Source organism: Pseudomonas sp. 01L34, from assembly GCF_056400265.1.
The window spans coordinates 213,223-232,701 of record NZ_JBFTSX010000010.1 but is presented as its reverse complement, the minus strand read 5'-3'; the positions used below and the strand labels follow the sequence as shown (position 1 = coordinate 232,701).

The 19,479-nt window shown below is 60.8% G+C and carries 18 protein-coding genes; 11 read left to right on the top strand and 7 right to left on the bottom strand.

Going from position 1 to position 19,479, the window contains the following annotated elements; genetic code table 11:
* Positions 1-123 precede the first annotated feature (123 nt).
* From AC1DQM_RS27360 to csrA, 3 genes are all read left to right on the top strand, one after another.
* Positions 124-939, top strand: coding sequence for an SDR family oxidoreductase (locus tag AC1DQM_RS27360; RefSeq protein WP_018929879.1), 816 nt, complete (start codon positions 124-126; stop codon positions 937-939).
* A gap of 65 nt (positions 940-1,004) precedes the next feature.
* Positions 1,005-1,337, top strand: coding sequence for a YnfA family protein (locus tag AC1DQM_RS27355; protein ID WP_258613301.1), 333 nt, complete (start codon positions 1,005-1,007; stop codon positions 1,335-1,337).
* A gap of 153 nt (positions 1,338-1,490) precedes the next feature.
* Positions 1,491-1,676 (top strand): carbon storage regulator CsrA, encoded by a 186-nt coding sequence (gene csrA, locus AC1DQM_RS27350; protein WP_064616631.1) that lies wholly within the window; start codon positions 1,491-1,493, stop codon positions 1,674-1,676.
* A gap of 5 nt (positions 1,677-1,681) precedes the next feature.
* Here the strand turns inward: csrA and AC1DQM_RS27345 are convergent, their stop codons facing one another.
* The 5 genes from AC1DQM_RS27345 to mnmC all read right to left on the bottom strand — a co-directional run bounded on the left by AC1DQM_RS27345 (position 1,682) and on the right by mnmC (position 8,832).
* On the bottom strand, positions 1,682-1,909 hold the full coding sequence (locus tag AC1DQM_RS27345) for a YheU family protein (RefSeq protein WP_003199186.1): 228 nt from the start codon (positions 1,907-1,909) through the stop codon (positions 1,682-1,684).
* A gap of 65 nt (positions 1,910-1,974) precedes the next feature.
* Complete coding sequence (locus AC1DQM_RS27340) at positions 1,975-3,165, bottom strand: osmoprotectant NAGGN system M42 family peptidase (RefSeq protein ID WP_018929876.1); 1,191 nt, start codon at positions 3,163-3,165, stop codon at positions 1,975-1,977.
* A 37-nt stretch (positions 3,166-3,202) separates the two neighbouring features.
* The gene (gene ngg / locus AC1DQM_RS27335; protein ID WP_442115279.1) at positions 3,203-4,951 is read right to left on the bottom strand and encodes an N-acetylglutaminylglutamine synthetase; all 1,749 of its coding nucleotides are present in this window, start codon (positions 4,949-4,951) and stop codon (positions 3,203-3,205) included.
* 3 nt (positions 4,952-4,954) lie between these two features.
* Positions 4,955-6,727, bottom strand: a complete 1,773-nt coding sequence (locus tag AC1DQM_RS27330) for an N-acetylglutaminylglutamine amidotransferase (RefSeq protein ID WP_111454906.1) — start codon at positions 6,725-6,727, stop codon at positions 4,955-4,957.
* Positions 6,728-6,849: 122 nt separating this feature from the next.
* Positions 6,850-8,832 (bottom strand): bifunctional tRNA (5-methylaminomethyl-2-thiouridine)(34)-methyltransferase MnmC2/FAD-dependent 5-carboxymethylaminomethyl-2-thiouridine(34) oxidoreductase MnmC1, encoded by a 1,983-nt coding sequence (gene mnmC, locus AC1DQM_RS27325; protein WP_442115278.1) that lies wholly within the window; start codon positions 8,830-8,832, stop codon positions 6,850-6,852.
* Positions 8,833-9,152: 320 nt separating this feature from the next.
* On the opposite strand from mnmC, the gene pap reads away from it, so the two are divergent.
* Positions 9,153-10,676 (top strand): polyphosphate:AMP phosphotransferase, encoded by a 1,524-nt coding sequence (pap, locus tag AC1DQM_RS27320; RefSeq protein ID WP_305409819.1) that lies wholly within the window; start codon positions 9,153-9,155, stop codon positions 10,674-10,676.
* A 105-nt stretch (positions 10,677-10,781) separates the two neighbouring features.
* Positions 10,782-11,966 (top strand): thiolase family protein, encoded by a 1,185-nt coding sequence (locus tag AC1DQM_RS27315; RefSeq protein ID WP_442115277.1) that lies wholly within the window; start codon positions 10,782-10,784, stop codon positions 11,964-11,966.
* A gap of 86 nt (positions 11,967-12,052) precedes the next feature.
* Here AC1DQM_RS27315 and AC1DQM_RS27310 read toward each other — a convergent pair whose 3' ends face one another.
* The gene (locus AC1DQM_RS27310) at positions 12,053-12,256 is read right to left on the bottom strand and encodes a DUF6316 family protein (protein WP_111454902.1); all 204 of its coding nucleotides are present in this window, start codon (positions 12,254-12,256) and stop codon (positions 12,053-12,055) included.
* A 201-nt stretch (positions 12,257-12,457) separates the two neighbouring features.
* Between AC1DQM_RS27310 and AC1DQM_RS27305 the strand changes: the two genes are divergently transcribed.
* Positions 12,458-13,417: a DMT family transporter gene (locus tag AC1DQM_RS27305; RefSeq protein WP_064621206.1), complete on the top strand. Its 960-nt coding sequence runs from the start codon at positions 12,458-12,460 to the stop codon at positions 13,415-13,417.
* 131 nt (positions 13,418-13,548) lie between these two features.
* Here the strand turns inward: AC1DQM_RS27305 and AC1DQM_RS27300 are convergent, their stop codons facing one another.
* Positions 13,549-14,943 (bottom strand): class II fumarate hydratase, encoded by a 1,395-nt coding sequence (locus AC1DQM_RS27300; protein WP_018929868.1) that lies wholly within the window; start codon positions 14,941-14,943, stop codon positions 13,549-13,551.
* A gap of 192 nt (positions 14,944-15,135) precedes the next feature.
* Here AC1DQM_RS27300 and AC1DQM_RS27295 point away from each other — a divergent pair, with 192 nt between their 5' ends.
* From AC1DQM_RS27295 to AC1DQM_RS27275, 5 genes are all read left to right on the top strand, one after another.
* A complete protein-coding gene (locus AC1DQM_RS27295) occupies positions 15,136-15,666 on the top strand; it encodes a DUF2059 domain-containing protein (protein ID WP_018929867.1) in 531 nt (176 codons plus the stop codon).
* A gap of 12 nt (positions 15,667-15,678) precedes the next feature.
* Positions 15,679-15,978 carry a BolA family protein gene (locus tag AC1DQM_RS27290; RefSeq protein ID WP_007939900.1) on the top strand — a complete coding sequence of 100 codons (300 nt, stop codon included), beginning with the start codon at positions 15,679-15,681 and terminating at the stop codon, positions 15,976-15,978.
* A 102-nt stretch (positions 15,979-16,080) separates the two neighbouring features.
* Complete coding sequence (gene trhO, locus AC1DQM_RS27285) at positions 16,081-17,022, top strand: oxygen-dependent tRNA uridine(34) hydroxylase TrhO (RefSeq protein WP_018929865.1); 942 nt, start codon at positions 16,081-16,083, stop codon at positions 17,020-17,022.
* A gap of 36 nt (positions 17,023-17,058) precedes the next feature.
* A complete protein-coding gene (locus AC1DQM_RS27280; RefSeq protein ID WP_172901241.1) occupies positions 17,059-17,661 on the top strand; it encodes a DsbA family protein in 603 nt (200 codons plus the stop codon).
* A complete protein-coding gene (locus AC1DQM_RS27275) occupies positions 17,654-19,471 on the top strand; it encodes an ABC transporter ATP-binding protein (protein ID WP_086944622.1) in 1,818 nt (605 codons plus the stop codon). Before AC1DQM_RS27280 ends, AC1DQM_RS27275 begins: the two co-directional genes overlap by 8 nt.
* Positions 19,472-19,479 lie beyond the last annotated feature (8 nt).

Here is a 19,479-nt window from a genome sequence, read left to right as displayed (position 1 = left end):
TTGAAACAACCGCACCGCGCCGTGGTTCATCGCTGGCCATTCAGCACTCTGATGGAGCGTGGGTAGCGCATTATCCTTCGCTACACTCGGTGCATCTTCCCCGGAACAACAAGGCTGTTTGCTATGCAAAATCGCATGATGATCACTGGCGCGGGCTCAGGCCTGGGTCGCGAAATCGCGCTGCGCTGGGCGCGTGAAGGCTGGCAGCTGGCCTTGTCGGATGTCAGTGAGCCCGGTCTGCAGGAAACCCTCAAGTTGGTGCGCGAAGCCGGCGGTGACGGCTTCATTCAGCGCTGCGATGTGCGCGACTACAGTCAGTTGACCGCCTTCGCCCAAGCCTGCGAAGAGAAACTCGGCGGTATCGATGTCATCGTCAACAATGCCGGCGTGGCCTCGGGCGGGTTCTTCAGTGAACTGTCGCTGGAGGACTGGGATTGGCAAATCGCGATCAACCTGATGGGCGTGGTCAAGGGTTGCAAGGCCTTCCTGCCGCTGCTGGAGAAAAGCAAAGGCAAAATCATCAACATCGCCTCGATGGCGGCGCTGATGCAAGGCCCGGCCATGAGCAACTACAACGTGGCCAAGGCGGGTGTGGTGGCGTTGTCCGAAAGTTTGCTGATTGAACTGGCCCATGAGGAAGTCAGCGTGCATGTAGTTTGCCCGTCGTTCTTCCAGACCAATCTATTGGACTCCTTCCGTGGCCCGACCCCGGCCATGAAAGCCCAGGTCGGCAAATTGCTGGAAAGCTCACCGATCACCGCTGCTGACATTGCCGACTACATCTATCAGCAGGTCGCCGCTGGCGAATTCTTGATCCTGCCTCACGAGCAGGGCCGTATGGCCTGGGCGATCAAACAGAAAGACCCGCAATTGCTCTACAACGAAATGACTGTGATGGCCGACAAAATGCGCGCCAAGGCCAAACAAAACGCAGGCTGAACTTGCCTGTGCGCAACACCGTCGTTAGGGTGGCCGCCAACCGGCCATCCCAACGAGACGTTTGCATGCTCAATTACCTGTGGTTTTTCCTCGCCGCGCTGTTCGAAATCGCCGGCTGCTTCGCTTTCTGGATGTGGCTGCGCCAGGGTAAAAGCGTGTGGTGGGTCATCCCGGCCTTGTTCAGCCTGACGTTATTCGCGCTACTGCTGACCCGGGTCGAAGCGAACTACGCCGGTCGCGCCTATGCCGCCTACGGTGGCATCTACATCATCGCGTCGGTTGGTTGGCTGGCGGTGGTCGAGCGGATTCGACCACTGGGCTCGGACTGGATCGGCGTGGCGCTGTGTGTACTCGGGGCGACTGTCATTTTGTTTGGTCCGCGCCTTACCGCTTCCTGACGGATCGGTCCTTCATTCAAGCGGTTTGTCAGACACGTCCGTCAGGGTGATGCAGCCTGCATTGTAGGGCGGGACTGTTTTGCGGTCGTTGCATTGAAGACCCGCTCTGCGCAGGGCATCTTCAGGGGCCGGTAACCCTGAAGGATGAATGCCATGCTTGTACTCAGTCGCGTTGTGGGCGAATTGATATCCATTGGTGACAACATTTCCGTGCGGGTGCTCGCCGTCAACGGAAGCAGTGTGCGCTTCGGTGTTGAAGCGCCACAGCAGGTCAACGTACACCGCGCCGAAGTCTACGAGCGCATCCAGATCAAACAGGCAAAAGCCAAGGCTCGTTAAGGGCTTCAGTCGAACAGGTGCTTGGGCACGTCGTGCTTGAGCATCAACTGGCATTGCTCGCTTTCCGGATCGAAGACGATCAGCGCCTGGCCCTTGGTCAATGCCTGACGCACACGCAACACACGGGTTTCCAGCGGCGTGTCATCGCCGTTGTCCGTGCCGTCACGGGTCACGAAATCCTCGATCAGGCGGGTCAGGGTATCGACTTCAAGTTGGTCGTGGGGGATCAGCATAAGGCACCTCGGTTAAACATTGGCGCGATGCTACGGCGGATATGAACACATCACCAGTGTTCGCCTCAGCTTTCTGTGCGCTGTCCCAGCAGGCTATCCACCGACGGTACCCGGGTATCGCTTTCCATCTGCGTCTCGTGCTCGATCTGGTGACTGAACCGCTCCAGCGATCCCGTGGCTGGTTGTGCATCGCTGGCGAATACCGGCGGGCTGAGAATGTAGGCGCCGAGCAAACGGCTGAGAGCGGCAAGGCTGTCGATGTGGGTACGTTCGTAGCCGTGAGTGGCGTCGCAACCGAAGGCCAGCAGGGCGGTGCGAATGTCATGGCCGGCGGTGACGGCCGAGTGAGCATCGCTGAAGTAATAGCGGAACAGGTCCCGACGTGCCGGCAGTTCGTTGTCAGCGGCCAGGCGTAGCAGATGCCGCGACAGATGATAGTCATAAGGCCCGCCGGAATCCTGCATCGCCACGCTCACCGCGTGTTCGCTGGAGTGCTGGCCGGGCGCGACCGGCGCGATGTCGATGCCGACGAATTCGCTGACATCCCAGGGCAGGGCAGCCGCCGCACCACTGCCGGTTTCCTCGGTGATGGTGAACAGCGGATGGCAGTCGATCATCAACTCTTCGCCGCTGTCGACAATCGCTTTCAGTGCCGCCAGCAGTGCGGCAACGCCAGCCTTGTCGTCGAGGTGACGGGCGCTGATGTGGCCGCTTTCGGTGAACTCCGGCAACGGGTCGAAGGCGACGAAATCGCCGACGCTGATCCCCAGCGAATCGCAATCGGCGCGGGTGGCGCAATAGGCGTCCAGGCGCAATTCGATGTGATCCCAGCTGATCGGCATTTCATCCACGGCGGTGTTGAACGCGTGCCCGGAAGCCATCAGCGGCAACACGCTGCCGCGGATCACGCCGTTGTCGGTGAACAGGCTGACGCGGCTGCCCTCGGCAAAACGGCTGGACCAGCAGCCGACGGGCGCCAGGGTCAGGCGTCCGTTGTCCTTGATCGCGCGAACCGCCGCGCCAATGGTATCCAGGTGAGCGGAGACTGCTCGGTCCGGACTGTTCTTCTTGCCCTTGAGAGTCGCGCGGATGGTGCCGCGACGGGTCATTTCAAAGGGAATGCCCAGCTCTTCGAGGCGCTCGGCCACGTACCGCACGATGGTGTCGGTGAACCCGGTGGGGCTGGGAATGGCGAGCATTTCCAGCAGGACTTTTTGCAGGTAATCGAGATCCGGTTCGGGAATTTTGCTGGTCATGGAAACTCCTGATGGTGTTGGTACAGACAACACATCACTAAGGGACTGCCGGCTGACTATGTGCAAACAACAAATCTACAAACCGCTCGGCCGTCGGCTGCGGTTCATGGTTGGCCAGGCCGGCGCGTTCATTGGCTTCGATAAACACGTACTGCGGCTGGTCGGCGGCCGGTACCATCAGGTCGAGCCCGACCATCGGAATATCCAGCGCTCGCGCCGCGCGCACCGCCGCGTCCACCAAGGCTGGGTGCAGAATCGCCGTGACGTCTTCAAGGATGCCGCCGGTATGAAGATTCGCCGTGCGCCGTACGAACAAGTGCTCGCCGGCCGGCAGAATACTGGCGTAGTCATAACCCGCCGCCTGCAAGGTACGTTGGGTCTCCTGATCCAGCGGGATTTTGCTTTCGCCGCTGGTCGCTGCCTGACGGCGACGGCTCTGGGCCTCGATCAGCGCACCGATGGAATGCTGACCATCACCCACCACTTCCGCCGGCCGGCGAATGGCAGCCGCGACCACCTCGAAGCCGATCACCAGAATCCGCAAATCGAGGCCTTCGTGAAAACTTTCCAGCAGCACTCGACTGTCGAATGCACGGGCGTTTTCGATGGCTTGCTGGACCTCCTCAATACTGCGCAAATCCACCGCCACCCCTTGACCCTGTTCACCGTCCAGCGGTTTGACCACCACCCGTTCGTGCTCGTCGAGAAACGCCAGATTGTCGTCCGCGCTTCCCGCCAGTTGTTGGGCAGGCAGTTTGAGGCCGGCGTTTTTCAGCACCTTGTGAGTCAGGCTTTTGTCCTGGCACAAGGTCATGCTGATGGCGCTGGTCAGATCGCTCAGGGATTCGCGGCAACGCACCCGGCGACTGCCGTGAATCAAGGTGAACAGACCGGCCTGGGCGTCATCCACCTGCACCTCAATGCCGCGCCGATGAGCCTCTTCGACGATGATCCGCGCATACGGATTGAACTCGGCTTCGGGGCCGGGGCCGAGAAACAACGGCTGGTTGATGCCGTTCTTGCGCTTGATCGCAAAGGTCGACAAGTTGCGAAAACCGAGTTTGGCGTAAAGACTCTTCGCCTGACGGTTGTTGTGCAGCACCGACAGGTCCAGGTAACTCAGCCCACGGCTCATGAAGTGTTCGATCAAGTGCCGCACCAGCACTTCACCGACGCCTGGGCGGGAACATTGCGGATCCACCGCCAGGCACCACAGGCTGCTGCCGTTTTCCGGATCGTTGAATGCCTTGTGGTGATTGAGGCCCATGACGCTGCCGATAATCGCGCCGCTGTCCTCGTCTTCGGCCAGCCAGTACACCGGGCCGCCCTGATGATGGGGCGTCAGCAAACCTGCATCGATCGGCAGCATGCCGCGGGCCTGATACAGCTGATTGATTGCCTGCCAGTCCGCCTCGCTTTGCGCCCGACGAATGCGAAAACCGCGAAACACCCGGGTGGCCTGACGGTAATCGCTGAACCACAGGCGCAAAGTATCGGACGGGTCGAGAAACAGTTGCGCCGGTTCCAGCCCCAGCACTTGCTGGGGGGCGGCGACGTACAAGGCGATGTCCCGCTCACCGGGTTGCTCATTGAGCAACTCTTGGGCGAGGCTCGCCGCATCGGGAAAGGTATGGCCGATCAACAACCGGCCCCAACCGCAATGCACGGCGATGGGCACGTCGCTCAATGCACTGCCGTCTTCGGCCAGGCGTGCCTGCAAGCGTTCGTAGGAGGGCGCCTGACCGCGCAACAGGCGTTGGCTGTAAGCCGTGGCGTGGGGTTTCATCGATCAGATTCCTTGTTCACTGAGCCACAGGTTCAGGGCCGCCAATTGCCACAGCTTGGAGCCGCGCAACGGGGTCAACTGGCCTTGCGGATCGGTCAGCAGGCGGTCGAGCATGGCGGGGTTGAACAGGCCGCGATCCTGACTCGGATCGAGCAGCAGTTCACGCACCCAGTTCAGTGTGTCGCCCTGTAAATGCTTGAGACCTGGCACCGGGAAGTAGCCTTTTTTGCGATCGATCACTTCGCTCGGAATCACCCGCCGCGCCGCCTCTTTCAGGACTTGCTTGCCGCCATCCGGCAGTTTGAATTTGCCCGGCACCCGCGCTGACAATTCCACCAGGCGATAGTCGAGAAACGGCGTGCGCGCTTCCAGGCCCCAGGCCATGGTCATGTTGTCGACCCGTTTGACCGGGTCGTCCACCAGCATCACGGTGCTGTCCAGGCGTAGGGCTTTGTCCACCGCTGCGTCGGCACCGGGCTGTGCGAAATGTTCCTTCACGAAGTCGCCGGCGGCATCGTTGGCTGTCAGCCATTTCGGTTGCACTGTGGCGGCATAGTCGGCATAGCTGCGGTCGAAAAACGCATCGCGATATGCCGCATACGGATCGCTCGCGCCGTCCACCTGCGGATACCAGTGATACCCGGCGAACAACTCGTCCGCGCCCTGGCCGCTCTGCACCACTTTGCAATGCTTGGCCACTTCCCGGGACAGCAGGTAGAAGGCAATGCAGTCATGGCTGACCATCGGCTCGCTCATGGCGCGGAACGCTGCCGGCAGTTGCTCGATGATCTCTTGTTCGTCGATACGCAGTTGGTGATGCCGGGTGCCGTAGTGTTTGGCGATCAGGTCCGAATACTGAAATTCATCACCGCGCTCGCCACCGGCGTCCTGGAAACCGATGGAAAAGGTCGACAAGTCTTCGACCCCGACTTCGCGTAACAGCCCCACCAACAGACTCGAATCGACACCACCGGACAGCAGCACACCGACATCCACCGCCGCCCGTTGACGGATCGCCACCGCTTCACGGGTGCTGTCGAGCACGCGATCGCGCCAGTCTTCGAGGGTCAGATTCAGTTCGTCGGCATGTGGGCCGTAGGGCAGGGTCCACCAGGTTTTCTGCTCGGTGGTGCCGTCGGCTTCGATACGCATCCAGCTGGCCGGGGGCAGTTTTTCGATGCCCGCCAGCAAGGTGCGAGGGGCCGGGACCACCGCGTGGAAGTTCAGGTAATGATTGAGCGCCACCGGATCGAGGATCGGGTTGATGTCGCCGCCCTTGAGCAATGCCGGCAATGCCGAGGCAAAGCGCAGGCGCTGGCCGGTGCGCGACAGGTACAGCGGCTTCACACCGAGACGGTCGCGGGCGATGAACAGACGCTGGGCGTCACGTTCCCAAATGGCGAAGGCGAACATGCCGTTGAGCTTGGGCAACAGCGCTTCACCCCAGGCGTGATAGCCCTTGAGCAGCACTTCGGTGTCGCCACCGGAGTAGAAGGCATAACCGAGGCTTTCCAGCTCGGTGCGCAGTTCCGGGAAGTTGTAGATAGCGCCGTTGAAGGCCAGGGACAGGCCCAGTTGGTTATCGATCATCGGCTGCGCCGAGCCGTCCGACAGGTCCATGATTTTCAGGCGCCGATGGCCCAGGGCAATCGGGCCTTGGCTGTGGAAACCCCACGCATCAGGGCCGCGAGGGGCCAGGTGATGGGTGATTCGTTCAATGGCTGCGAGGTCCGCAGGTTGATGGTCGAAACGTAATTCTCCAGCTAATCCGCACATAAGTCCTTACCGGTTTTTCCGTTGGGGAGGGTCAATCGATACCCGCCAAAAACGGCGGGTACCCGGAAACTGACCCGGCTGAATCCCTGGAGTTTTAGACCGATAAGTTATAAGTCGGTGTGTCAGACTTTTCCGCGAATCAACTGGCGCAAGGCAAAACGGTTGGGATGGCAGGCCTCGGCCACGGCTTTGGGCAAGGGCAAAGGCTCGTTTTCAAGCCATGCCGCCAGCAGCTCTCCGGACAATGGCGCGGTGATCAAACCGCGAGAGCCATGACCGCTGTTGACGTAAAACCCATCAAGCCACGGGCAGGGCACGTCGGGCACTTGCCGGGCATCTTTGCTCAGCGCGGCATAGGCATTGGCGAAGCTGGTCTGATCGGCCAACGGTCCGACGATCGGCAGGTAATCGGGACTGGTGCAGCGGAACGCCGCGCGCCCTTCAAGCTGCTGCGTGTCCAGGTCTTGAACATGCAGGCGGGTGACCAGGTCGGTGGAGATTTCTTCGAGCAACGCCAGGTTGCCGAGGTGCTCGGCGACGGTCGGGGTCAGATCATCACTCTTGAAATCGAAGCTGGCGCCGAGGGTGTGTTCGCCCAGACGAGCAGGCGCCACATAGCCTTCGGCGCAGACAACGGTCGCCAGGCTCTGGCTTTCAGGGGTTTGCGCCAGTCGGGTGATCTGGCCGCGAATGCGTTTGAGGGGCAGCTCGGCGCTCTGGGGGAAGCGTTTGATCTCGGCGGCACCGGCGAGAATCACCACGGGCGCGCTGGCCAGCAGCGTCTCGCCGTCCCAGGCCTGCCATTGATCATCGACCTTGCGCAGTTCCAGCACCTCGCGATGGGGCAGCCACTGAATGTTCATTGAAGACGCCTGCCACTGACACAACGCGGGCGGATGAACCCAGCCGCCTTCGGGGAAGAACAGGCCGCCGTGCTCCAGTTCGATACCGGCCCGGGCCTGTGCTTGCGGTTGATCGAGCAGGTGTACCAGGTCTGGCGGAAAGGCCGTGGCCAATTGCGCCTGACGTTCGGCTTCCTTGGCATTGAAGGCCAGTTGCAAGACCCCGCAATCGTCCCAGTCGACGCCGCGCTGCAACTGTTCCAGCAGGCGCCGGGTGTAACCAAAACCGCTGACGATCAATTGCGACAGCGCGGTGCCGTGGGCCGAAAGCTTGAGGTACAGCACACCCTGAGGGTTGCCCGAGGCTTCCTGCGCCAGTGCTTCGTGGCGCTCCAACAGGCTCACTTGCCAACCCCGCGCGGCGAGACTGGCGGCGCTGGCGCAACCGGCCAGCCCGGCACCGATCACCAGGGCGCGGCGTTCGCCGGCCAGCGGTTGAGGGCGAGCGAACCAGGGTTTTGTCATGGTCGCTTTCGCCACCTCCTCAGGCCAGCCAAGAAAGGTGCCCCGCAGGATCTCCCACTTGTGGCCGATGCCTGGCGTTCGCTTCATCTTGAAGCCCGCCGCATTCAGCAGTCGGCGCACCCAACCGGTGCTGGTGAAGGTGCTGATGGTCGAGCCGGGTGCCGCCAGACGGGCCAGTTCGGCAAACAGCTCGGCGGTCCACATGTCGGGGTTTTTCGCCGGGGCGAAACCGTCGAGGAACCAGGCGTCGATCTGCGCGTCCAGTTGTGGCAACTGCTCCAGTGCATCGCCAATCAGCAGGGTCAATGTGACGCGGCCATTGCCCAGCACCAGGCGCTGGAAACCTTGATGAATCGCCACGTATTGCGCCAGCAATTGATCGGCGAACGGCTTGAGATCCGGCCATAACGCCAGGGCCCGTTGCAGATCGGCGGTGCTCAGCGGGTACTTTTCGACACTGACAAAATGCAGCCGCGCACCGGCCACTGCGTGCTGTTCGAACAACTGCCAGGCACAGAGAAAATTCAGTCCGGTGCCGAAACCTGTTTCGCCAATCACCAGTCGCCCACCCGCCGGCAATGCGGCGAAGCGGTCGCGCAAATCGTTTTGCTCCAGAAACACGTAACGGGTTTCTTCAAGGCCCGACTGGTCGGAAAAGTACACATCATCGAACACCCGCGAACGCGGGCGACCTTGGTCGTCCCAGTCGAGCTGGGCGTGGGGCAATACAGGTTTCATGGCAGGCTCGGCAACGGCAAGACCGCCATTCTAGCCGATCGCCACGGTGGTGCTTGATCCGTGGCAAGTGCCACATTCGGGGGGCAGGGAGAATCGTCGTTTTGTGGCGAGGGAGCTTGCTCCCGCTCGGGTGCGAAGCAGCCGCAAGTTGGTTGTCTATGTACCCCCGGAGTACAAGTTTTTTGGTATCGGGACGGCTTCGCCGTCCAGCGGGAGCAAGCTCCCTCACCACAGGGTTCGTATCAGTCTCAAAGATGGATTTGTCCTGCGCATGAGACGTCAATCCGCTAGTCTTGCTCAATCCTGGAAGGAGCGTCTCCATGTTCGAATCCGCCGAAATCGGTCATGCCATTGACAAAGAAACCTATGAAGCCGAAGTGCCGGCCCTGCGTGAAGCCTTGCTCGAAGCGCAGTTCGAACTTCGGCAGCAACACCGTTTTCCAGTGATCATTTTGATCAACGGCATCGAAGGGGCCGGCAAGGGCGAGACGGTCAAGTTGCTCAACGAATGGATGGACCCGCGCCTGATCGAGGTCCGCACCTTCGACCAGCAAACCGACGAAGAGCTGGCTCGACCACCCGCCTGGCGCTATTGGCGGATGCTCCCGGCCAAGGGGCGCATGGGGATTTTCTTCGGTAACTGGTACAGCCAGATGCTGCAAGGGCGGGTTCATGGTTTGTTCAAGGATCCGCGACTCGATCAAGCCATCAACGGCGCCGAACGGCTGGAGAAGATGTTGTGCGACGAAGGCGCGCTGATCTTCAAGTTCTGGTTTCACCTCTCCAAGAAACAAATGAAAGCGCGGCTCAAGGCGCTGAACGACGATCCGCTGCACAGCTGGCGCATCAGCCCGCTGGACTGGCAACAATCCGCGACCTACGACAAGTTCGTGAAGTACGGCGAACGGGTGCTGCGCCGTACCAGCCGCGACTATGCGCCGTGGCATGTGATTGCCGGCCTGGATGCGCGTTATCGCAGCCTGGCGGTCGGCAAGATTCTGCTCGAGGGCCTGCAGAGCGCACTCAAGAGACCCAGGATTCACCCGCACAAAGTCAGTGCCGCGCCCTTGTCTCCCAGCGTCGATCACGTGAATCTGCTCGACAGCCTGGACCTGACCCTGAACCTGGACAAGGACGATTACGAAGAGCAACTGATTACCGAGCAGGCACGGTTTTCCGGGCTGATGCGCGACAAACGCATGCGTCGTCACGCGTTGATCGCGGTGTTCGAGGGCAACGACGCGGCAGGCAAGGGCGGGGCGATCCGTCGGGTGGCCGCGGCACTCGACCCACGTCAGTACAACATCGTGCCGATCGCCGCGCCTACCGAAGAAGAACGGGCGCAGCCGTATCTCTGGCGGTTCTGGCGGCATATTCCGGCGCGGGGAAAATTCACTGTGTTCGATCGTTCCTGGTATGGCCGGGTGCTGGTGGAGCGCATCGAGGGTTTTTGCAGCGAGGCGGACTGGTTGCGTGCCTACAGCGAGATCAACGACTTCGAAGAGCAGCTCGACGATGCCGGGGTGATCGTGGTCAAGTTCTGGCTGACCATCGACAAACAGACTCAGATGGAGCGCTTCCAGGAGCGCGAAGAGATCCCCTTCAAGCGTTTCAAGATCACTGAAGACGACTGGCGTAACCGCGACAAGTGGGACGATTACCGCGCCGCGGTCGGCGATATGGTCGACCGCACCAGCACCGAGGTATCGCCCTGGACCCTGGTGGAAGCCAACGACAAGCGCTGGGCGCGGGTCAAGGTATTGCGCACCCTCAATGAGGCGCTGGAAACAGCATTCGAAAAGTCCGACAAACGGGAGAAGAAACTGCAAAAGCGCAAGCGCTGAGCCGATGGTTACGCATACGCGGGGTGAATGATTGTCGCGGTCAGTCATGAGTGGGACTTATGCTCGATCCAACTCCCGACTGACAACAACAATGAGGTGTATGCCATGCGTGAAGTGGTGATCGTCGACAGCGTGCGGACCGGCCTGGCCAAATCCTTTCGCGGCAAGTTCAACATGACCCGTCCCGATGACATGGCGGCCCACTGTGTCAACGCGCTGCTCACGCGCAATGACGTCGACCCGTCCAGCGTCGAGGATTGCATCGTCGGCGCCGGTTCCAACGAAGGTGCCCAGGGTTACAATATCGGTCGCAACGTCGCGGTGCTGTCGCACCTGGGCATCGGCACGGGTGGCATGACCCTTAACCGCTTCTGTTCGTCGGGCTTGCAGGCCATCGCGATTGCCGCCAATCAGATCGCTTCCGGTTGCAGCGACATCATCGTCGCCGGCGGTGTCGAGTCGATCAGCCTGACCATGAAAAGCGTCAACACCGACCACCTGATCAACCCGCTGCTGAAAGAGCAGGTGCCAGGTATCTATTTCCCCATGGGCCAGACGGCCGAGATCGTCGCGCGTCGTTACAGCGTCAGTCGTGAAGAGCAGGATCTGTACGCCCTGCAAAGCCAGCAACGTACCGCTCTGGCGCAGGCCGCCGGGTTGTTCAACGATGAAATCGTGCCGATGGCGGTGAAGTATCGCGTTGAAGACAAGGCCACCGGCCAGGTGCAGATCCTCGACGGCATTGTCGATCACGATGACTGCAACCGCCCCGACACCACCCTGCAAAGCCTGGCGGGATTGAAACCGGTGTTTGCCGAAGACGGCTCAGTAACGGCCGGCAACTCTTCGCAGCTGTCCGACGGTGCTTCGATGACCCTGGTGATGAGCCTGGAAAAAGCCCTGGCGCTGGGGCTCAAGCCCAAAGCCTTCTTTCGCGGTTTCACCGTGGCCGGGTGCCCGCCGGACGAGATGGGCATCGGCCCGGTGTTCTCGGTGCCGAAGTTGCTCAAGGCCAAGGGGTTGCAGATTGCCGACATTGATTTGTGGGAGCTCAATGAAGCGTTCGCCTCGCAATGCCTGTACAGCCGCGATCGGCTGGAAATCGACAACGACAAATACAACGTCAATGGCGGCTCGATTTCCATCGGCCACCCGTTCGGCATGACCGGTTCGCGTCAGGTGGGGCACATCGTGCGCGAGTTGCAGCGACGCAACTTGCGCTACGGCATCGTCACCATGTGCGTGGGCGGTGGGATGGGGGCTACGGGGTTGTTTGAGGCGGTGCGGTAATTCCGTAAGGTCGCCTTCGCGGGCAAGCCTCGCTCCTTGTATGTTGCGCTTACACCCCGCGAGAGCAGTTATGCTCGCGGGTGTTGTCATCTCGATGACATGTTCATGCTCAAAACCTGCATCCGCTCGATATAAGCCTGGATCTCCTTCTCGGCCGTCGCCGGATTATCGAACGGCCCCTCCAGGGTCTGTTCCCGGGTGGTGAAATACAGCTCCCCATTGACACGACACAACCGCTCACAGCGAAAGTGCGTGGCGGGGGCGGTGTCCTGGGCGCGCATGCCGTACATGGGCGATCTCCTGCAGAGGGCGGTTTCAATGAGCTTATGCATGAACCCTTTGCAACGCCTGGCGAGCTGATCGACGGCATCCCGTCAATGTCATGGTGCGACCTGCACAGTTTCATTCGCGGCCCGAGGGCAACTGTCCCTGTGTCGCGCTCTGGTCTGAGCCTAGAATGAGCATTCTTGCCAATGGGCTTCGGGGGCAGCATGCATATTTCATCGGGTCGCTGGGTGTACGGTTTATTCCTGGCCTTGCTGACCGCGTTGTTGTGGGGAATCCTGCCGATCAAACTCAAGCAAGTGCTGTTGGTGATGGACCCAGTGACGGTGACCTGGTTTCGCCTGATGGTGTCCGGCGGGTGCCTGTTCATATATCTGGCGGCGACCAGACGCTTGCCGAGTCGCAAAGTCCTCGGCCCGCGCGGTGGCTGGTTGGTGTTGATGGCGGTACTCGGACTGGTCGGCAACTACGTGCTGTACCTGATGGGCCTGAACCTGCTCAGCGCCGGCACCGCACAACTGGTGGTGCAGATGGGCCCGATCATGTTGCTGATCGCCAGTCTGTTCGTGTTCAAGGAGCGTTTCAGCGTGGGGCAGGGGATTGGCCTGCTGGTGCTGCTGATCGGCTTTGCACTGTTCTTCAATCAGCGCCTGGGCGAGTTGCTCACCTCCCTGACCGATTACACCGCGGGTGTGCTGATGGTGCTGTTGGCGTCGACGGTCTGGACCTTCTATGCCTTGGGCCAGAAGCAGTTGCTCACGGTGTGGAACTCGTTGCAGGTGATGATGGTGATTTACCTGTTCTGCGCGCTGTTGCTGACGCCGTGGGTGCATCCGCTGGAAGCGCTGCAACTGAGCCCGCTGCAAGGCTGGTTGCTGCTGGCGTGCTGCTTGAACACCCTGATCGCGTATGGCGCCTTCGCCGAAGCCCTGGCCCATTGGGAAGCGTCGCGGGTCAGCGCGACGCTGGCGATCACGCCGCTGGTGACCTTTGCCGCGGTGGCCGTGGCGGCCTGGTTATGGCCTGATTTTGTGCATGCCGAAACGATCAACGGTCTGGGTTATGGCGGGGCGGTGCTGGTGGTGCTCGGGTCGGCGCTGGTGGCGTTGGGGCCATCGTTGATCGCCGGGCTCAGGGCACGGCGGGTGCGGATGGCAGCCAGTTAGACCGCGTTATCGTTCATCGCGGGCAAGCCACGCTCCCACAGGTTTTGGGTCGCTCACGGGTGTTGTGATTGACACAAAACCTGTGGGAGCGTGGCTTGCCCGCGATGACTGACTGTCGGGCGCTAGAGAACTCAGCCCTTGGCCCCTGCCTCCAGCATATTCTCCGGCCTCACCCACGCATCGAACTCTTCATTGGTCAGATACCCCAACTTCAACGCCGCCTCACGCAGTGTCAGCCCCTCGCTGTAGGCCTTCTTGGCAATCTCGGCTGATTTGTCGTAGCCGATGTGCGGGTTCAGCGCCGTCACCAGCATCAAGCCTCGTTCCAGATGCTCGGCCATTTTCTCGGCATCCGGTTCCAGGCCGGCGATGCAATGCTGCTGGAAGTTGCTGCAGCCGTCGCCCAGCAAGCGGATCGATTGCAGCAGGTTGTGGATGATCACCGGTTTGAACACGTTCAATTGCAGATGCCCCTGACTGGCGGCAAAACCGATGGCGACGTCGTTGCCCAACACCTGACAGGCCAGCATCGACAACGCTTCGCACTGGGTCGGGTTGACCTTGCCGGGCATGATCGAGCTGCCTGGCTCGTTGGCCGGCAGTTTCACCTCGGCAAACCCGGCTCGCGGTCCGGAGCCCAGCACGCGCAGGTCGTTGGCGATTTTCATCAGGGTCACGGCGAGGGTTTTCAGGGCGCCGGACAGCGTGGTCAGTGGCTCATGACCGGCCAGTGCGGCGAATTTGTTCGGCGCGGTGACGAACGGCAGGCCGGAGAGGGCGGCCAGTTCGGCGGCGATCGCCTCGCCAAAACCGTGGGGTGAGTTCAACCCGGTGCCGACCGCGGTGCCGCCCTGGGCCAGTTCACAGACCGCCGGCAACGCGCTGCGGATCGCCCGCTCGGCGTAATCCAGTTGTGCGATGAACGCCGAGAGTTCCTGACCGAAGGTAATCGGCGTGGCGTCCATCATGTGGGTACGACCGGTCTTGACCAGTTTCATGTGCCGCGCGGACAGCTCCGCCAAGCCGCCGGACAACTCAGCGATCGCCGGCAGCAAATGCTGTTGCACCGCCTGAACCGTCGCGATGTGCATGGCCGTGGGGAAGCAGTCGTTGGAACTCTGGGAGCGGTTGACGTGATCGTTGGGGTGCACCGGGCTCTTGCCACCGCGCGGGTTGCCGGCCAGTTCGTTGGCGCGACCGGCGATCACTTCGTTGACGTTCATGTTGCTCTGGGTGCCGCTGCCGGTCTGCCAGACCACCAGCGGGAACTGGTCGTCATGTTGGCCGTCGAGCACTTCGTCGGCCGCTTGTTCGATCAGGCGGGCGATGTCGGCGGGCAGGTCGCCATTACGATCGTTGACGCGTGCCGCGGCTTTCTTGATCAGGGCCAGGGCATGCAACACAGCCAGCGGCATGCGTTCGTTGCCAATGGCGAAATTAATCAGCGAGCGTTGCGTCTGAGCGCCCCAGTAAGCGTCATCCGGGACTTCCACCTGGCCCAGGCTGTCGGTTTCGATACGGCTCATCATGCACACTCCTGTAGGTCTGATAGCGCAGTTTAGGCTGTGATCGCCGGTTGTGGTTCCATCAGTCTGGAATTTGACCGTTCAACCCCTCTAAATCAGTCGCGACAAGGCTTGGGGTTGAGCGACACACTTTTTTAGGCGCAGAATGGGCGCCCTTGGGGTTATACCTCGCCTGCTAGAAAAGGAAACTCGATGACTCGTCTTCGTGCCATCTGTACCGCGGTTGCACTGGTTTGCGCCAGCGGCCAGGTTTTTGCCGATACCGCCAGCCACAACGCCAGTGCCGAAGCTTTCCTGACCCTGGCGCACGCTGACAAACTGGGCACTCCGGTGTACATGCAAGTGCAGCAAATGTTCGCTCAGCGCTTTGAACAGACCAAAGCCCCTGAGTCGAAGAAAGCCGTTCTGGAAACTTATCAGGCCAAGGCCAACGCAGCGCTGGACGCAGCCATTGGCTGGAACAAGCTGAAGCCGGACATGGTCAAGCTCTACACCACCAACTTCAGCGAATCCGAGCTCAAGGATCTGGTGGCGTTCTACCAGTCGCCACTGGGCAAGAAAGTCCTGGAAAAAATGCCGCAGCTGACTCAGCAATCGGCCCAGATGACTCAAGCCAAGCTGGAAAGCGCGGTGCCTGTGGTCAACAAACTGCTGGCAGACATGACTAACGAGCTGGATCCTAAAGCCGGCGCCGCTGCTCCTGCAGCCAAGAAAAAGCCTTAAGCGGAGCCGGGTATGACCATGCAACAACGCATCGAATCGACGCTGGGGCTGCTACAGCCCGAGCACCTGCAAGTGCTGGATGAAAGCCATATGCACAGCCGTGGGTTGCAGACCCACTTCAAGGCGGTGGTGGTCAGCCGGCAGTTCGAAGGGCTCAATCGCGTCAAGCGTCACCAGAAGGTGTACGGCACTTTGGGCGAACTGATGGGCGAGTTCCATGCGTTGGCGCTGCATACCTACACGCCGGAGGAATGGGCGCAGATCGATGCGGCTCCGGCCTCGCCGACCTGTGCTGGCGGCAGCAAGCATTAACCCTTGGTTTTTTGCTAGAATCCGCAACGCGCCGCTTACCCGGCGCGTTTTTTTTCGCATCCGGTTCACCCCTTACGAGGGTAGCCACCTGGAGAATCACCCATGACACAACAGATTGTCGTGGCGGCACTGTATAAGTTCGTCACCCTGGAAAATTACGTTGATCTGCGTGAGCCACTGCTGCAAGCGATGATCGACAACGGCATCAAAGGCACGCTGCTGATCGCCGAAGAAGGCATCAACGGCACCGTGTCCGGCAGCCGCGAAGGCATCGACGGGCTGATGGCCTGGCTCAAGAACGACCCGCGCATGGACGACATCGACCACAAAGAGTCGTACTGCGACGAACAGCCGTTCTACCGCACCAAAGTCAAACTCAAGAAAGAAATCGTCACCCTGGGCGTTGAGGGCGTGGACCCGAACAAAAAGGTCGGCACCTATGTGGATCCGCAGAACTGGAACGCGCTGATCAGCGATCCGGAAGTGCTGTTGATCGACACCCGTAATGACTACGAAGTCTCGATCGGCACCTTCGAAGGCGCCATCGATCCGAAGACCACCAGTTTTCGCGAATTCCCCGACTACATCAAAGCCAACTTCGACCCGGCCGTGCACAAGAAAGTCGCGATGTTCTGCACCGGCGGCATTCGCTGCGAGAAGGCGTCGAGCTACATGCTCAGTCAGGGTTTCGACGAGGTCTATCACCTCAAGGGCGGCATCCTGAAGTACCTCGAAGAGGTGCCGCAGGAAGAAACCAAATGGCAGGGCGACTGCTTCGTGTTCGATAACCGCGTGACCGTTCGTCACGATCTCAGCGAAGGCGACTACGATCAATGTCATGCCTGTCGTACGCCCGTCAGCGTTGAAGACCGCGCATCCGAGCACTATGTGGCCGGCATCAGTTGCCCGCACTGCTGGGATAAGCTGAGCGAGAAAACCCGTCGCAGTGCCATCGACCGGCAGAAGCAGATCGAACTGGCCAAGGCGCGCAACATGCCGCACCCGATCGGTTACAACTACAAGCAATCCGCTTCCGAGGCTTGAACCATGTCTGCACGCCTGCTCTATGTGATGGATCCGATGTGTTCCTGGTGCTGGGGCTTCGCTCCGGTGGCCAAAGCGCTGGTTGAGCAGGCGCAGGCGGCGGGTGTGGAGTTGCATCTGGTGGTGGGTGGTTTGCGCACCGGCAGTGGCGCGGCGCTGGAGCCGACCACCCGGCGCTATATCCTTGAGCACTGGCAGGCGGTTCACGAGGCCACCGGCCAGCCGTTCAAGTTTGAAGGCGCGTTGCCCGACGGGTTTGTCTACGACACCGAGCCTGCCTGTCGGGCGCTGGTGACTGCGCGCAGCCTGGCGCCGGATTGCGCCTGGACACTGCTCGGGCTGATCCAGCATGCGTTCTATGCTGAAGGTCGCGACGTTACCCGTGCCAGCGTGTTGGTGGAACTGGCGGAGCAGGCCGGTTTGCCACGCATCGAATTTGCCGCAGCCTTCGATCGTGCCGATCAGCACGCTGCGACCGCCGCCGATTTCACTTGGGTCCAGGACCTGGGTATTGCCGGTTTTCCGACCTTGCTGGCAGAGCGCAATGGTCAATTGGCGCTGCTGACCAATGGCTATCAGCCCTTGAGCGAGTTGTCACCGTTGCTCGGCCGCTGGCTGGAGCGCGCTGCCTGTGCATGATCTGCCCGATGATGCAGCAGCTCCCAAACGTGTCGATCGGCTGAGCTGGGCGGAAGTCCGCCGCCTGGCCCTACACCATAAAAAATCCCTGTGGATCGCCAACGGCGTTGCGGTATTGGCAACGCTGTGCAGCGTGCCGATCCCGTTGCTGTTGCCGTTGCTGGTGGACGAAGTGCTGCTGGGCCACGGTGACGTTGCACTGAAAGTCATGAACCACGCACTGCCCGACGTCTGGCAGAAAGCCGCGGGTTATATCGGTCTGATGCTGCTGGTGACCCTGGCGCTGCGTTGCGCCGCGTTGTTGTTCAACGTGGTGCAGGCGAAATTGTTTGCGGCGCTGGCCAAGGACATCGTGTATCGGATTCGGGTGCGGTTGATCGACCGGCTCAAGCGCATCTCGCTGGGCGAATACGAAAGCCTGGGCAGTGGCACGGTGACCACGCATCTGGTCACCGACCTGGACACGCTGGACAAATTCGTCGGCGAAACCCTCAGTCGTTTCCTCGTGGCGATGCTGACACTGGTGGGCACCGCATCGATCCTGATGTGGATGCACTGGAAACTCGCGCTGCTGATTCTGCTGTTCAACCCGCTGGTGATCTACGCCACGGTGCAGTTGGGCAAGCGGGTCAAACATCTGAAGAAGCTCGAGAACGACAGCACCTCACGCTTCACCCAAGCCTTGACCGAAACCCTGGACGCCATCCAGGAAGTGCGTGCCGGTAATCGTCAGGGTTTTTTCCTCGGACGGTTGGGGCAGCGAGCGCGGGAAGTGCGCGATTACGCGGTGAGCTCGCAGTGGAAAACCGATGCATCGAATCGGGCCAGCGGTTTGCTGTTCCAGTTCGGCATCGATATTTTCCGCGCCGCGGCCATGCTCACCGTGCTGTTTTCCGACCTGTCCATAGGCCAGATGCTGGCGGTGTTCAGTTACCTGTGGTTCATGATCGGTCCGGTGGAACAGCTGCTCAATCTGCAGTACGCCTTTTACGCCGCCGGCGGTGCGCTGTCGCGGATCAACGAGTTGCTGGCCCGTGCCGACGAGCCGCAATACACCGGCAGCGTCGACCCGTTTCAGGGGCGCGACACGGTGGGCATCGAAGTTCAGGGACTGAGTTTCGGCTACGGCGACGAGTTGGTGCTGAACCAAATGAATCTGTCGATTGCCCCCGGTGAAAAAGTCGCGATTGTCGGCGCCAGCGGTGGAGGCAAAAGTACTCTGGTGCAGTTGCTGCTGGGCTTGTACACGCCGCTGGCCGGGACCATCCGTTTCGGTGGTTCGACTCAGCAAGAGATCGGCCTGGAAACCGTGCGCGAAAATGTCGCCGTGGTCCTGCAACATCCCGCCCTGTTCAACGACACCGTGCGCGCCAACCTGACCATGGGCCGCGAACGCAGTGACGAGGCCTGCTGGCAGGCACTGGAAATTGCTCAGTTGCAACACACGGTGCGTGAACTGCCCAATGGCCTGGACAGTATCGTCGGGCGATCCGGCGTGCGTTTATCCGGCGGGCAGCGTCAACGCCTGGCGATTGCCCGAATGGTGTTGGCCGAGCCCAAAGTGGTGATCCTCGACGAAGCCACGTCCGCGCTGGACGCGGCCACTGAGTACAACCTGCACCAGGCGCTGGCGCGGTTCTTGAGCCACCGCACCACGTTGATCATTGCGCATCGATTGTCGGCCGTGAAGCAGGCCGATCGGGTGCTGGTGTTCGATGGCGGGCAGGTTGCCGAGGATGGCGACCATCAGCAGTTGATTGCCGATGGTGGTTTGTACGCCAAGCTGTATGGGCATTTGCAGCAGCACTGATAAAGTCG